Raw genomic sequence first — 13,838 nt, forward strand, 5'->3', positions numbered from 1 at the left:
CATGGCCCGCATCGACCTCGACCTCGCCCATGCCTACCGCGCCAACCCGCGGGAGGACAGCGACTATGCGCTGCTGCCGCTCAAGATGAGCTTCCGCGACGGCGGCGCCTACGCCTTGCTCGGGCCCTCGGGCTGCGGCAAGACCACCATGCTCAACATCATCTCGGGCCTGCTCGTGCCTTCGCAGGGCAGCGTGCGCTTCAACGGCCGCGACGTGACGCTGGAGACGCCGCAGCAGCGCAACATCGCGCAGGTGTTCCAGTTCCCGGTGATCTACGACACCATGACCGTGGCCGAGAACCTCGCCTTCCCGCTGCGCAACCGGCAGCTGCCGGCCGAGCAGATCAAGAGGCGGGTGGGCGAGATCGCCGAGATGCTCGACATGAGCGGCCAGCTCAACCAGCGCGCCGCCAACCTCGCGGCCGATGCCAAGCAGAAGATCTCGCTCGGCCGCGGGCTGGTGCGCAGCGACGTGTCGGCCGTGCTCTTCGACGAGCCGCTGACCGTGATCGATCCGCACCTCAAGTGGCAGCTGCGGCGCAAGCTCAAGCAGATCCACCGCGAGCTCAAGCTCACGCTGATCTATGTCACGCACGACCAGGTCGAGGCGCTGACCTTCGCCGAAGAGGTGGTCGTGATGACTCGCGGCAAGGCGGTGCAGGTCGGCAGCGCCGAAGCGCTGTTCGAGCGGCCGGCCCACACCTTCGTCGGCCACTTCATCGGTTCGCCGGGCATGAACTTCCTGCCGGCGCAGTGCGCGGGCGGCGTGCTGGAGATCGCAGGGAACCGGCTCACGCTGCCGCGGGCGCTACCCGAGGGCGCGCTCAAGCTCGGCATCCGGCCCGAATACCTTGCGCTTGCGGAGCTCCAATCGCCCGGCGCATTGAGGGCCACGGTCACGCAGCTGCAGGACGTCGGCACCCACCAGATGCTGAGCGCCCAGGTCGGCGACAACCTGCTCAAGGCGCGCCTGCATTCGGATGCGCACGTGCCGGCGGTGGGCGAGCCGGTCTGGCTCAGGGTGGTGGACAAGCACACCTGCTATTACCGCGATGAGGAGCTGGTTGCATGAACGGAACGGTCAAACCCATCAACCAGAAGGCCTGGTGGCTGGTGCTGCCGGTGCTGCTGTGCGTGGCCTTCTCGGCCATCGTGCCGCTGATGACGGTGGTCAATTACTCGGTGCAGGACATCATCTCGCCTGAGCGGCGCGTGTTCGTCGGCACCGAATGGTTCGCCGCGGTGATGCGCGACGACGAGTTGCATGCAGCGCTGTGGCGCCAGCTCGGCTTCTCGCTCGCCGTGCTCGTCGTCGAGATCCCGCTGGGCATCTGCCTCGCGCTGTCGATGCCCTCGACCGGCTGGAAGTCATCGGCCGTGCTGGTGATCGTCGCGCTCTCGCTCTTGATTCCGTGGAACGTGGTCGGCACCATCTGGCAGATCTTCGGGCGCGCCGACATCGGCCTCTTCGGCTGGGCGCTGCAGAAGCTGGGCATCGACTACAGCTACACCGGCAACGCGCGCGATGCCTGGCTCACGGTGCTGGTGATGGACGTTTGGCATTGGACGCCGCTGGTCGCGCTGCTGTGCTACGCCGGGCTGCGCTCGATTCCCGATGCCTACTACCAGGCCGCGCGCATCGACGGCGCCAGCAAGTTCGCGGTGTTCCGCTACATACAGCTGCCCAAGATGCGCGGCGTGCTGGTGATCGCAGTGCTGCTGCGCTTCATGGACAGCTTCATGATCTACACCGAACCCTTCGTGCTGACAGGCGGCGGCCCGGGCAATGCGACCACCTTCCTGAGCCAGTACCTCACGCAGAAGGCCGTGGGCCAGTTCGACCTCGGTCCGGCAGCGGCCTTCTCGCTGATCTATTTCCTGATCATCCTGCTCCTGTGCTTCGTGCTCTACAACTGGATGCAGCGGGTCGGCACGCAAGAGGTGGAGGAACCACAATGAACGAACGCCGCTTCCGCAAGCGCAGCTTCTTCCTGCTGCTCTACATCCTGTTCGCGCTCCTGCCCATCTACTGGATGGTCAACATGAGCTTCAAGACCAACGAGGAGATTCTTTCGAGCTTCTCCTTCTTTCCGCAGCAGTTCACCTGGGCCAACTACGCGCGCATCTTCACCGACGAATCCTGGTACTCGGGCTACATCAACAGCCTGATCTACGTCGGCATCAACACGGCGATCTCGCTCACCGTCGCGCTGCCGGCGGCCTATGCCTTCTCGCGCTATTCCTTCCTCGGCGACAAGCACGTGTTCTTCTGGCTGCTGACCAACCGCATGACGCCGCCGGCCGTGTTCCTGCTGCCCTTCTTCCAGCTCTACACCACGGTCGGGCTGATGGACACGCACCTGGGCGTGGCGCTCGCGCACCTGCTCTTCAACGTGCCGCTGGCGGTGTGGATCCTGGAAGGCTTCATGAGCGGCATTCCGCGCGAGATCGACGAGACTGCCTACATCGACGGCTATTCCTTTCCGCGCTTCTTCCTCACCATCTTCCTGCCGCTGATCAAGGCCGGCGTCGGCGTCGCGGCCTTCTTCTGCTTCATGTTCAGCTGGGTCGAGCTGCTGCTGGCGCGCACGCTGACCAGCGTGAACGCCAAGCCGATCGTGGCCACGATGACACGCACCGTGAGCGCGTCGGGGATGGACTGGGCCACGCTGGCAGCGGCCGGCGTGCTGACCATCGTGCCGGGCGCGATCGTGATCTGGTTCGTGCGTCACTACATCGCGAAGGGTTTCGCGATGGGACGCGTTTGAGGAGACCGAAAAATGTTCGAGTGGATGGTCTGGACCACCCCGGTGGCCGTTTTCTTCAGCTGCATCGCGCTGATGCTGGTCGGCATGACCGTGTGGGAGTTCAAGTCGCCGACGACCTTGCGCCGCGGCTGGCTGCCGATGGAAACCACGCGCGGCGACCGGCTCTTCATCGGGCTGCTCATCGCCGCCTACATCAACCTGGCCTTCATCGGCTTGGCCGGCCAGTTCCAGGAGTGGTTCGGCCTGGAGGTGGAACCGTCGATCTGGATCAGTTTCGTGCTGTCGATGCTGGCCCTGGCACTGATCATGCGCAAGGGTTGAAATGAAGCTCTCCCCAGGCTCCCCCACTTCGTGTGGTCCGCAAACCCCCTCACCGGGGGGCAACACCAGCGGCCCGGCAAAGCCGGTTCCGCGGTGTTCCCCGATTGACGTGTGCGGCTTCATGCGTCGCGGGTCGCGCAACTGAGATGATTTTTTCGCTGTCCGGCTCTTCGCTTTCCCGGGGCCGGGATCTGCACAACACCGGGAAGCACCATGAGGAGACATCCATGAAGATTCGCTATACAGCGTTGGCACTGGCAGCGGCGACACTCGCCTTGCAGAGCGCCTGGGCCGGGGAGCCGGAGGCCAAGAAATGGATCGACAGCGAATTCCAGCCGTCGACCCTGAGCAAGGAACAGCAGACCGCGGAGATGAAATGGTTCATCGACGCCGCCAAGAAGCTGCAGGGCAAGGGGGTCAGGGAAATCTCGGTGGTGTCGGAAACCATCACCACGCACGAGTACGAATCGAAGACGCTGGCCAAGGCCTTCGAGGAGATCACCGGCATCAAGGTCAAGCACGACCTGATCCAGGAAGGCGACGTGGTCGAGAAGCTGCAGACCTCGATGCAGTCGGGCAAGTCGATCTACGACGGATGGATCTCCGATTCCGACCTGATCGGTACCCACTACCGCTACGGCAAGATCATGAACCTGACCGACTACATGGCAGGCAAGGGCAAGGAGTACACCAACCCGGGCCTGGACCTGAAGGACTTCATCGGCACCAAGTTCACCACCGGTCCGGACGGCAAGCTCTACCAGTTGCCCGACCAGCAGTTCGCCAACCTCTACTGGTTCCGCGCCGACCTGTTCGCGCGTCCCGACCTGAAGGAGAAGTTCAAGGCCAAGTACGGCTACGACCTGGGCGTGCCGCTCAACTGGAGCGCCTACGAGGACATCGCCGAGTTCTTCAGCGTCGACGTGAAGACCATCGACGGCAAGCCGATCTACGGCCACATGGACTACGGCAAGAAAGACCCGTCGCTCGGCTGGCGCTTCACCGATGCCTGGCTCTCGATGGCCGGCACCGCCGACATCGGAGCGCCCAACGGCGTGCCGATCGACGAGTGGGGCATCCGCGTGGGCGACGACAAGTGCACGCCGGTCGGCGCCAGCGTGTCGCGCGGCGGTGCGACCAACTCGCCCGCGGCCGTCTATGCGCTCACCAAGTACATCGACTGGATGAAGAAGTACGCGCCCAAGGAAGCCACCGGCATGACCTTCGGCGAAGCCGGCCCGGTGCCCGCGCAGGGCCAGATCGCGCAGCAGATCTTCTGGTACACGGCCTTCACTGCCGACATGACCAAGGCCGGCCTGCCGGTGGTCAACGCCGACGGCACGCCCAAGTGGCGCATGGCGCCCGGCCCGAACGGCCCGTACTGGAAGCAGGGCATGCAGAACGGCTACCAGGACGTGGGCTCGTGGACCTTCTTCGCCGCGCACGACGAGAACCGCACGGCCGCCGCCTGGCTCTACGCGCAGTTCATCACCTCCAAGACCACCTCGCTCAAGAAGACCATCGTGGGCCTGACGCCGATCCGCGAGTCCGACATCCAGTCGAAGGCCATGACCGACATGGCGCCCAAGCTGGGCGGCCTGGTCGAGTTCTACCGCAGCCCGGCGCGCGTGGCCTGGTCGCCGACCGGCACCAACGTGCCCGACTACCCGAAGCTGGCCCAGCTCTGGTGGAAGAACGTGGCCGAGGCGGTGACGGGCGAGAAGACGCCGCAGAAAGCCATGGACAACCTGGCCGACGAGATGGACAACGTGATGGGCCGCCTGCAGCGCGCCGGCATGGCCAAGTGCGCGCCCAAGCTCAACGCCAAGGGCGATCCCAACAAGTACCTGAGCGACCAGCACGCGCCGTGGAAGAAGCTCGCGAACGAAAAGCCGAAGGGCGAAACCATCGACTACAACAAGCTGCTGACGGCCTGGAAGGAAGGCAAGGCACGCTGAGCGCCTGAGCGCAAGGCTTCGAGGGCTGCTGTGCGAAGGCGCAGCAGCCCTTTTCGCTTTGGGGTCGACCGCGCTTTGCTAGCCTCGCGCCATGCTCAGACGACGTGAATTCGCCTTGCTCGGCATGCTCGCCGCCGGCTGGGCCCATGCCCAGTCCGAAGCGGATCCCTTCGTCGAGCGGCTGCGCACCGGCCGGTGCGCGCTGCTGTGGCGGCATGCGCAGACCACGTCCGGCGTCGGCGATCCGCCTGGCTTTCAGTTGAATGTCTGCAGCACCCAGCGCAACCTGAGCGAGGAAGGACGCGCGCAGGCGCGTGCCGCTGGCGAATGGTTCAAGGCGCGCGGCCTGCGCCCGCGTGCCGTGCGCTCGAGTGCGTGGTGCCGGTGCAAGGACACGGCGGAGCTGGCCTTCGGCGCCTATGAGGTGTGGACGCCGCTCAACTCCACCTTCGGCCGCGGCGACGCCGCGGGCAGCAGCCGGCTGGCGCTGCTGGAGCGGCTGGGCCGCATTCCGGCCGGCGTCTTCGAGGTTTGGGTCACGCACCAGGTCAACATCACGGCGCTCACCAGCGAATTCGCCGCCATGGGGGAGGCCGTTGTCGTCGACGCTGCAGGCAAGGTCATGGCGCGCAGCAGCCTGCGCTGATCAGCCGGTCGCCTGTTGCAGATTGAGGCGTGCCTGCGCTTCCAGGCGCGCCCGAACGGAAGCGGTGAGATAGAGCGGATCGCGCGCCAGGAAACCGCCGAGAATTTCGCGCCGCCGCGGCTCGAAGACTTCGGGCGGCACGTGCGCGTACTCGATGCGGATCTGCCGCTCGTATTCGGCGAAGCGCGCGGCCGGCGCACCAAGGATCGAGAGGTCGATGTCGACCAGCAATTGCGCGTCGCCGTCCTCGGGCTGCGCATCGTGGCGCGTGGCCATCACCAGCGCGTGGACGCGCCGGGCCACCGCGTCCGCGACGCCGGCGGCGCGCAACGCCTGCTGCGCCCAGTCGGCGCTCTGTTGTTCATTGTCGTGGCGGTGCACGTCGTAGACCGCGTCGTGGAACCACAGTGCGAGCGCGATCTCGGCCGGCCGTTCTGCGTGACTGCGTTCGCGCGCCAGGGCGTCGAGGCATTCGTCCAGGTGCTGCAGCGTGTGGTAGGCGCGGTGCGGCTCGCCGTAGCGGGCCAGCAGCTCGGCCAGCAGCGCTTCGTCGGGCGCAGCGACGCCGAGCGCGCGCCAGGCATCGATCCACGCGGCCCGCCGGGCGCCGGCATCCATGGCTAGCGCTCCATCGCGGCGCGGACTTCGCGCCCGAGGTCGATCACCGACATCGCGTAGTAGCTGCTCCAGTTGTAGCGCGTGATGACGTAGAAGTTCTGCGTGCCGGCGACGTAGCTCGGCGTGTCGCCGCCGTTCTGCAGCTCGATCAGCGCGAGCAGGCCCTTGTGGGTGAGCGCCTCGCCCTCGAGCACGGCGCCGCCGGCCACGAAGGCATCGGCGCTGAAGCTCGGCAGGATGTCGGGCGCCATCAGCACGTCCTTCTTGAGCCGCGCCTCGTCGAAGCCGACCGGGTAGATCGGCGGCATGCCTGGCTGCCAGCCGAAGGCCCTGAAGTAGCTGGCCACCGAGCCGATCACGTCGGCCGGGTTGTTGACCAGGTCGATGCGGCCGTCGCCGTCGAAGTCGATCGCGTACTTGGCGATGCTGCTCGGCATGAACTGCGGCATGCCCATCGCGCCCGCGTAGCTGCCGACCGGGATCATCGGGTCTTCCGCGGTGCGGCTTTCGGTGCTGAGAAAGCTCTCGAGCTCGCCGCGGAAGAAGGCCTGGCGCTCGGCCGCGCGCGGATGGCCCTGCGGGAAATCGAAGGACAGCGTGGCCAGGGCATCGATGACGCGGAACCTGCCCATGTCGCGGCCGTAGATGGTCTCGACGCCGACGATGCCGACGATGATCTCCGGCGGCACGCCGTATTCGGTTTCGGCGCGCGCCAGCGTGTCGGCATTGGCGCGCCAGAAGCGCACGCCGGCCGCGATGCGGATCGGGTCGATGAAGCGGCTGCGGTACACGCGCCAGTTCTTCGCCGTGCCCCTGGGCGCGGGCAGCATCAGGCGCGGCACGTTCGGCAGCAGCCGGGCGTTGCCGATGGTCGCGCGCACCCAGTTGCGATCGAGGTTGCGCCGTTCGGCCACGTCGTCGGCGAACTGCATCGCATCCTCGCGCGTGGCATAGGGCGTCTCGCCGCGCACGGTTTTCTGGGCCGATGCGGGGATCGGGACGGTCAGGAGGAGGAGGGCCAGCGGAAGAGCGGTCGAAAGAAGAAGGCGCATGGCCGCGATTGTGCCGCCCGTGCCCGGCACGCTCGTGCGAGACACATGTGGTTTCAGCGCGGCCAGGCCAGGCGGCGGAACTCGGCCCTGAGCGCGGCCAGCGCCGGCCCGGGCGTTCGGGCGTAGCGCTGCGCCTCGAGCTTGAGCAGCCAGTCCGCCGCGCCTTGCGCGCCGGCGCCGAAGCGTTCGGCCAGCCGGGCCGCCATCTGGCGCGGCGGCATCGCCTCGGGTACCTCGATGCCGGCCTTCTTCATGCGCGCACGGGCTTGGCCGAGCAGGCGCAGCCACGGGTCGTGCTGGCTGCGTTCCCACAGCGTCCAGCCGGCGCCCGCGAGGCTGGCCACGACCAGCAGCACGAGCAGCACGGTCGCGAGGTCCTGCAGGCTCGGCGCTTCGAAGCCCAGGTTCTTGAGCAGGTCGAGCTGGCGGCTTTGCGTGTAGTTGAGCACCCACTGGTTCCAGCCGTTGTTCACCGCCTCCCAGGCGGCGCGCAGGTTCTGCGCCAGCGTGGGGCTCATCCCGTTGATCGCGCCGGCGAAGAGGCCCGGCTGCGGCGCCAGGCGCTGGAACTGGCCGACGCGGTCGGGCGAGATCGCGCCGGTCGGATCGACGCGCACCCAGCCCGCGCCTTCCTGCCACACCTCGGCCCAGGCGTGCGCGTCGCTGTGGCGCAGCGTCCAGAAGTTGTCGACGCCGTTGATCTCGCCGCCCTGGTAGCCGGTCACGATGCGCGCCGGAATGTCGAGCGCGCGCATCAGCACCACGAAGGCCGAGGCGATGTGCTCGCAGAAGCCGGCCTTCCTGTCGAACCAGAACTCGTCGGCGGTGTCGTTGCCGTAGACGCCGGGTTCGAGCGTGTAGCTATAGCCGCCCGTGCGCAGCCGTTGCATTGCGGCTTGCACGAAGGCTGCCGCGGCCGCGCCGGCAAGGGCCGGGTCGCGCTTCATTTCGGCGGCGAGCGCGGCCGTGCGCGGGTTCGAGCCCGGCGGCAGCGCGACGTAGGGCTGCAAGGCGGCCGTGCGGCGCTGCGGCCCGCTCTGGAACTGGGTGAAGCTCTCGGCGCGGTAGCGCACCAGGTCGCCGATCGGCCGGTTGGCGAACCACTGCAGATCGGGCGTGCCGAAGAGCTCGTAGCCCGGCAGCTCCGGCTTGGCCGGCGCGGCATCGAGCGTCAGCAGCCAGGGGCGGTTGCTGGGCTCCAGCGTGACTTCGTAGCCGATGGCGTCCCCGCGCACGCGCAGGTTCTGCGGCAGGAAGCCGCGCGAGAAGAGCGGCGGCGCAGTCCATTCGCGGCCGTCGAACTGCGACAGCACCGGGCCGCGAAAGTACAGGTCGCGCTGCGCCGGGACGCGGTCGCCGTCGAACCTGATGCGCGCCGCGATGCCGTCGTCGAGCGCGAGCTGCGCGATGCTGCCCACGCGCATCGTATTCGACAGGCCGGTGCGGCCGGTCATCGCGTCGTTGGGCGTGCCCCAGAGCGGCGCCATGCGCGGGAACAGCAGGAACAGCACCAGCATGATCGGTGCGCCGAGCAGGGCCATCCAGCCCGCGGTGCGCGCCGCCTGCATGAGCGGCGGCTTGCCAACCGGCATGTGGGCGTTGACCAGCGCGGTCAAGAGCCCCAGCAGCGCCAGCAGCATCGCGAAGGCAGTGGGCAGCGACTGCGAGTAGAAGAAGTTCGTGAGCATCGTGAAGAAGCCCAGGAAGAAGATCACGAAGGCATCGCGCCGGGCGCGCAGCTCCAGCGTCTTGAGCGCGAGCAGGATCACGATCAGCGTGACGCCGGCGTCGCGGCCCAGCAGCGTGCGGTGCGTGGCGTAGGTGGCGACCAGCGTGACCGCGAGCAGGCCTGCGCGCCACCATCTGCTGGGCAGCGGCTTGGCCTGCACGGCCAGGACGCCGCGCCAGAACAGGACGATGGCGGTGAGGGTGCTGCACCACCAGGGCAGGTTGGGGACCTGCGGCAGCAGGATGAGCGCGATCACGCCGAGCAGGAAGAGGGTGTCCCTGGCTTCCCGGGGCAGGGATTGGAGCTTGGTCAACATAGGGCCAGCACTTCCAGGCAGCGCCGCTTGTGCGCCTCCCCCTGAGAAGGCGCAACCACCTTCCCGCCCACCCGCAACCCGTAGTCCACGCCCAACCGGTCCGCCATCAGCACCCACGCGCAAAGGCGCGACAGCCGCGCCTCCCAACCGGGCAGGCCCGCAGCCTGCGCATCCAGCCACAGCTCCTGTCGCTGCGTCTGCTGCGTGTCGCGGCTCACGAGCTCTTCCGATCCCGTGGCCTGCGCCCGCGCCGCACGCTTCCACACCACGAGCTTCAGCGGGTCGCCGCGCCGATACGCGCGCACCCCGTCGTACTCGCCGGCCACGTTCGCGCGCAGCATCGACGCCGCCGCCTGCCCGGCCAGCGGCTCGCCGGGCGGCAGCGGCGGCGGGTTCGGCTCGGGCGCCGGATAGACCAGGACCTGCGAAGCCGGCCGCCACACCGTCCAGACCCGAAAGGTGCCGAGCGGAAAACGGGTCTCGGCCGTGAGCGTCGGCACCGGATGCAGGCCGCGCCGTTCGGGCTTGAAGGCGACTTCGACCGTCGCGCTGCCCTCGGCCGGCACGTCGCTCCAAGACCATTGGCCGCTGTGGCGCACCGCCAGGCCGATGCCGTAGCGCGTGCTGCGCCGCTGGTTGTGCAACATCACGCGGAACACCGCGGCGGCGCCCGCGTAGCGCGCATCCGGCGCCATCAGGCGCAGCGCCAGACCACGCAGCGTCGCGTGGCACACATACATGCCGACCGCCACGCAGCCGGCCAGCAGGAAGGTCAGCAGGTAGCCGAGGTTGAGCTGGTAGTTGATCGAAGCGATCAGCAGCAGCAGCAGCGTGCCCGCCAGCATCCAGCCCGCGTGCGTCGGCACGATGTAGACATTGCGCTGCGTGAGCTCGAGCGTGTCCGAAGGCGGCCGGCGCGAGAGGAACCAGCCGTCGATGCGCGAGCGAAGCGGCCCCAGCAGTTTCACGGCAAGGGGACTGCGGCGGTCATGGCGCGCACCTGCTCGACCGCGCCGCGGCCCGCATCGCCGAGCGGCGTGAGCCGGTGCGCGATGGTCTGCGGCAGCACGGCCTGCACGTCGTCGGGCGCCACGTAGTCGCGGTTGGCCAGCAGCGCCTGCGCCTTGGCCGCGCGCAGCACCGCGATGCCGGCGCGCGGCGACAGGCCTTGCAGGAACCAGCGGCCCGAGCGCGTCGCGGCGATCAGGTCCTGCACGTAGTTCAGCAGCGGCTCGGCTGCGTGCACCTGCAGCACGCGCTGTTGCAGCGCCGTGAGTTCACCGGCGGTGAGCAGCGCCGGCAGGCCCGCGAGCATCTCGCGCCGGTCGGCGCCCGCCAGCAGCTCGCGCTCGGCCGCGCGGTCGGGGTAGCCGAGCGAGATGCGCATCAGGAAACGGTCGAGCTGCGACTCGGGCAACGCGAAGGTGCCCAGCTGGTCGTGCGGGTTCTGCGTCGCGATCACGAAGAAGGGGGTGGGAAGAGGGCGCGTCTCGCCTTCCACCGTGACCTGCTTCTCTTCCATCGCTTCCAGGAGCGCGCTCTGGGTCTTGGGGCTCGCGCGGTTGATCTCGTCGGCCAGGAGCACCTGGGCGAAGATGGGCCCGGGGTGGAAGACGAAGGCCTGCTGCCCGCGGTCGTAGATCGCCACGCCGGAGAGATCGCCCGGCATCAGGTCGGCGGTGAATTGAACCCGCGAGAACTGCAGGCCGAAGGTATGCGAGAGCGCGTGCGCGAGGGTGGTCTTGCCGACGCCCGGCACATCCTCGATCAGCAGGTGGCCGCCGGCCAGGAGGCAGGCCACGCAGTCGCGCACCTGTGCCTCTTTGCCCACGATCACCGTGTTAAGCTGGCCGAGCAAACTGGCGAGCTTCGCGGCAACGTCCATTTTTGTATCCATATGCAAACAATACCGTAAAGCCCTGCGGCCCTACGCTGCATGAGGCTACGACGTGATCGATCCATGGGCAAAACCGGCTACTTCACCCACCGCGACTGCTGGAAACACGAGATGGGCGCGGGGCATCCCGAATGCCCCGAGCGGCTCGATGCAATCGAAGACCGGCTGCTTGCTACCGGCGTCGCCGATGCGCTCGAACGCGCAGAGGTTCCGCTGGCCACGCTGGAGCAGATCACGCGCGCGCACAGCGTCGAACACCTGGAACTCCTCGAGGCGCTGAGCCAGCGGCTGATTGCCGATGCGCCGGCCGGCGGCCCGCGCTACGCGCAGCTCGATCCCGACACCGCGCTCTCGCGCTTCAGCGTGCTGGCCGCCCGCCGTGCCGCCGGCGCGGCCATCGCGGCCACCGATGCGGTGATCGCCGGCGAGCTGGACAACGCCTTCTGCGCCGTGCGCCCGCCCGGCCACCATGCCTGCCGCGACAAGGCGATGGGCTTCTGCCTCCTCAACAACGTGGCGATCGCGGCGCGCCATGCGATCGAGGAGCACGGCCTGGAACGCGTCGCGATCGTCGATTTCGACGTCCACCACGGCAACGGCACCGAAGACATCCTGAGCAACGACCCGCGCGTGCTGATGGTGGGCTTCTTCCAGCACCCCTTCTATCCGTACAGCGGCACCGACCACCCGGCGTCGAACATGCTCAACCTGCCGGTGCCGGCATACACCAAGGGCATGGACGTGCGCGAGCTGATCGAGGCCTGCTGGATGCCGCGGCTCGAAGACTTCAAGCCGCAGATGATCTTCGTGAGCGCGGGCTTCGATGCCCATCGCGACGACGACCTGGGCCAACTGCGGCTCAACGAGAACGACTTCGCGTGGATCACCGAGCGTGTCCGCGACGTGGCGCGGCGCCATGCCGGCGGGCGCATCGTGTCGATGCTGGAAGGCGGCTACAACCTCGATGCGCTCGCGCGCAGCGTCGAAACGCACCTGCGCGTTCTCGCCGATCTCTAGGAATGGATTTCAGCGCCTTCACTCAGCGCCTCGGCCAGATCGACGCGCGCAGCCTGTCGATCGAACTTGCGGCCCTGGTCGGCTGCGTGGTGCTGGCCTGGGCGGTCTGCCGCTGGTTCGGCCGCGACCAGCCTAAGGATTCGATCTGGTTCGGCGAGCGCACCTTCGACGGCCTGCTGTTCCCGCTGCTCGCACTGCTCTTGACCGACCTGGCGCGCCGCATCGCGCTCGAATTCCAGCCGGTGCTGGTGCTGCGCATGGCGGTGCCGGTGTTCCTTTCGCTGGCGGCCATCCGCCTGTTCGCGCGCGTGCTCAGGGCGGTGTTTCCGACCTCGGCGCTGATCCGGCTGGTCGAGCGCACGATCTCGTGGATCGCATGGATCGCGGCCGTGCTCTGGATCGTCGGCCTGCTGCCCGCGGTGCTGGCCGAGCTCGAGAACATCACGCTGGCCTTCGGCAAGACCCGCGTCAGCCTGCGCACCATCCTGGAAGGCGTCCTGTCGGCCGGGGTCGTGCTCGTGATCTCGCTGTGGATCGCCTCGACGATCGAGAAGCGCATCCTGCGCACCTCGGTGACCGACTTGTCGATGCGTAAGGTCGCGTCGAACGCGATCCGCGCCTTCCTGCTGCTGATCGGCCTGCTGTTCGCCTTGTCGGCGGTCGGCGTCGACCTGACGGCGCTCTCGGTGCTGGGCGGCGCGCTGGGCGTCGGCCTGGGCTTCGGCCTGCAGAAGCTGGCCGCCAACTACGTGAGCGGCTTCGTGATCCTGCTGGAGCGCTCGATCCGCATCGGCGACAACGTCAAGGTCGACGGCTTCGAGGGCCGCATCACCGACATCAAGACGCGCTACACGCTGGTGCGGCAGGGCAACGGGCGCGAGTCGATCGTGCCGAACGAGTCGCTGATCACGAGCCGGGTCGAGAACCTTTCCGTGTCGGACCTCAAGTTCAACATCACGACCAACATCGTGGTCGGCTACGACAGCGACGTGGCGCAGGTACAGGCCATCCTGTGCGATGCGGCCACCGCGCAGCCGCGTGTGCTGAGCGATCCCGCGCCGGTCGCATTCCTCGTCAACTTCGCGCCCGACGGGCTGGAGTTCAGCCTCAACTTCTGGATCGCCGATCCGGACAAGGGCAAGGACAACGTCCGCTCGCCGATCAACATCGCGATCCTCGAGGGCCTGCGCGCCGCGGACATCGATATTCCGTATCCCCAGCGCGTGCTGCGCGTCGAGTCGTTGCCGCCCGGGCTTTCGGCGCCCGAGGCAGCTCGCCTATAATTGCAAAAAAAGCACGATCGTTCTTTTTCTCCACGCCCCGCGCCAGGTGATTGAAATGAACAGCTCGCGCGGAGGTCGGCGCCTAAAATCTTCGCATCCTCTGCACCCCCGGTTTCGCAATTCAATGGAGTCAAGCCAATGAAGGTCCTGGTCCCCGTCAAGCGGGTCGTCGATTTCAACGTGAAGGTGCGCGTCAAGTCCGACGGCACCGGTGTCGACATCGCCAACGTCAA

General features: G+C 67.6%; 13 protein-coding genes and 1 pseudogene. 9 read left to right on the top strand and 5 right to left on the bottom strand.

Translation table 11 applies throughout. The features are described from left to right. The first annotated feature begins 1 nt into the window (after position 1). The 6 genes from AC3A6B_RS16310 (at position 2) to AC3A6B_RS16335 (ending at position 5,693) form a co-directional block, all read left to right on the top strand. Positions 2–1,072 carry an ABC transporter ATP-binding protein gene (locus AC3A6B_RS16310; RefSeq protein WP_487837719.1) on the top strand — a complete coding sequence of 357 codons (1,071 nt, stop codon included), beginning with the start codon at positions 2–4 and terminating at the stop codon, positions 1,070–1,072. Beyond that, entirely contained in the window at positions 1,069–1,959 is an 891-nt protein-coding gene (locus AC3A6B_RS16315; protein WP_487837720.1) for a carbohydrate ABC transporter permease, read from the top strand. The genes AC3A6B_RS16310 and AC3A6B_RS16315 overlap by 4 nt, the downstream gene beginning before the upstream one ends. Next, complete coding sequence (locus AC3A6B_RS16320) at positions 1,956–2,768, top strand: carbohydrate ABC transporter permease (protein WP_487837721.1); 813 nt, start codon at positions 1,956–1,958, stop codon at positions 2,766–2,768. Before AC3A6B_RS16315 ends, AC3A6B_RS16320 begins: the two co-directional genes overlap by 4 nt. Before the next feature lie 12 nt (positions 2,769–2,780). After that, positions 2,781–3,089 (top strand): DUF2160 domain-containing protein, encoded by a 309-nt coding sequence (locus tag AC3A6B_RS16325; protein WP_214695515.1) that lies wholly within the window; start codon positions 2,781–2,783, stop codon positions 3,087–3,089. Positions 3,090–3,316: 227 nt separating this feature from the next. Continuing rightward, the gene (locus AC3A6B_RS16330; RefSeq protein WP_487837722.1) at positions 3,317–5,047 is read left to right on the top strand and encodes an ABC transporter substrate-binding protein; all 1,731 of its coding nucleotides are present in this window, start codon (positions 3,317–3,319) and stop codon (positions 5,045–5,047) included. 91 nt (positions 5,048–5,138) lie between these two features. Continuing rightward, complete coding sequence (locus AC3A6B_RS16335) at positions 5,139–5,693, top strand: histidine phosphatase family protein (protein WP_487837723.1); 555 nt, start codon at positions 5,139–5,141, stop codon at positions 5,691–5,693. On the opposite strand, the gene AC3A6B_RS16340 is transcribed toward AC3A6B_RS16335, so the two are convergent. From AC3A6B_RS16340 to AC3A6B_RS16360, 5 genes are read right to left on the bottom strand one after another with little or no spacing between them, the layout of a single operon-like run. Then, entirely contained in the window at positions 5,694–6,311 is a 618-nt protein-coding gene (locus AC3A6B_RS16340) for an HD domain-containing protein (RefSeq protein ID WP_487837724.1), read from the bottom strand. Positions 6,312–6,313: 2 nt separating this feature from the next. Beyond that, positions 6,314–7,363 carry a lytic murein transglycosylase B gene (gene mltB / locus AC3A6B_RS16345; RefSeq protein WP_487837725.1) on the bottom strand — a complete coding sequence of 350 codons (1,050 nt, stop codon included), beginning with the start codon at positions 7,361–7,363 and terminating at the stop codon, positions 6,314–6,316. Between the two features lie 53 nt (positions 7,364–7,416). Then, positions 7,417–9,408, bottom strand: a complete 1,992-nt coding sequence (locus tag AC3A6B_RS16350; protein WP_487837726.1) for a transglutaminase TgpA family protein — start codon at positions 9,406–9,408, stop codon at positions 7,417–7,419. Further along, entirely contained in the window at positions 9,402–10,370 is a 969-nt protein-coding gene (locus tag AC3A6B_RS16355) for a DUF58 domain-containing protein (protein WP_487837737.1), read from the bottom strand. The genes AC3A6B_RS16350 and AC3A6B_RS16355 overlap by 7 nt, the downstream gene beginning before the upstream one ends. A 2-nt stretch (positions 10,371–10,372) precedes the next feature. Beyond that, positions 10,373–11,293, bottom strand: coding sequence for an AAA family ATPase (locus AC3A6B_RS16360; RefSeq protein ID WP_093102643.1), 921 nt, complete (start codon positions 11,291–11,293; stop codon positions 10,373–10,375). Between the two features lie 75 nt (positions 11,294–11,368). On the opposite strand from AC3A6B_RS16360, the gene AC3A6B_RS16365 reads away from it, so the two are divergent. The 3 genes and pseudogenes from AC3A6B_RS16365 to AC3A6B_RS16375 all read left to right on the top strand — a co-directional run. Further along, positions 11,369–12,322, top strand: a complete 954-nt coding sequence (locus AC3A6B_RS16365) for a histone deacetylase family protein (RefSeq protein ID WP_487837727.1) — start codon at positions 11,369–11,371, stop codon at positions 12,320–12,322. A gap of 2 nt (positions 12,323–12,324) precedes the next feature. Further along, positions 12,325–13,605, top strand: a complete 1,281-nt coding sequence (locus tag AC3A6B_RS16370; RefSeq protein ID WP_487837728.1) for a mechanosensitive ion channel family protein — start codon at positions 12,325–12,327, stop codon at positions 13,603–13,605. A gap of 138 nt (positions 13,606–13,743) precedes the next feature. Beyond that, positions 13,744–13,838 (top strand): annotated as a pseudogene (locus AC3A6B_RS16375) (electron transfer flavoprotein subunit beta/FixA family protein); the annotation flags it as partial.

Source organism: Variovorax sp. Soil_C_33 (assembly GCF_057656935.1).

Excerpts from the sequence above, each read along its gene's own strand:
- AC3A6B_RS16310 (WP_487837719.1), top strand. The coding sequence starts at position 2 with ATGGCCCGCATCGACCTCGACCTCGCCCATGCCTACCGCGCCAACCCG.
- AC3A6B_RS16315 (WP_487837720.1), top strand. The coding sequence starts at position 1,069 with ATGAACGGAACGGTCAAACCCATCAACCAGAAGGCCTGGTGGCTGGTG.
- AC3A6B_RS16320 (WP_487837721.1), top strand. The coding sequence starts at position 1,956 with ATGAACGAACGCCGCTTCCGCAAGCGCAGCTTCTTCCTGCTGCTCTAC.
- AC3A6B_RS16325 (WP_214695515.1), top strand. The coding sequence starts at position 2,781 with ATGTTCGAGTGGATGGTCTGGACCACCCCGGTGGCCGTTTTCTTCAGC.
- AC3A6B_RS16330 (WP_487837722.1), top strand. The coding sequence starts at position 3,317 with ATGAAGATTCGCTATACAGCGTTGGCACTGGCAGCGGCGACACTCGCC.
- AC3A6B_RS16335 (WP_487837723.1), top strand. The coding sequence starts at position 5,139 with ATGCTCAGACGACGTGAATTCGCCTTGCTCGGCATGCTCGCCGCCGGC.
- AC3A6B_RS16340 (WP_487837724.1), bottom strand. The coding sequence starts at position 6,311 with ATGGATGCCGGCGCCCGGCGGGCCGCGTGGATCGATGCCTGGCGCGCG.
- mltB (WP_487837725.1), bottom strand. The coding sequence starts at position 7,363 with ATGCGCCTTCTTCTTTCGACCGCTCTTCCGCTGGCCCTCCTCCTCCTG.
- AC3A6B_RS16350 (WP_487837726.1), bottom strand. The coding sequence starts at position 9,408 with ATGTTGACCAAGCTCCAATCCCTGCCCCGGGAAGCCAGGGACACCCTC.
- AC3A6B_RS16360 (WP_093102643.1), bottom strand. The coding sequence starts at position 11,293 with ATGGACGTTGCCGCGAAGCTCGCCAGTTTGCTCGGCCAGCTTAACACG.
- AC3A6B_RS16365 (WP_487837727.1), top strand. The coding sequence starts at position 11,369 with ATGGGCAAAACCGGCTACTTCACCCACCGCGACTGCTGGAAACACGAG.
- AC3A6B_RS16370 (WP_487837728.1), top strand. The coding sequence starts at position 12,325 with ATGGATTTCAGCGCCTTCACTCAGCGCCTCGGCCAGATCGACGCGCGC.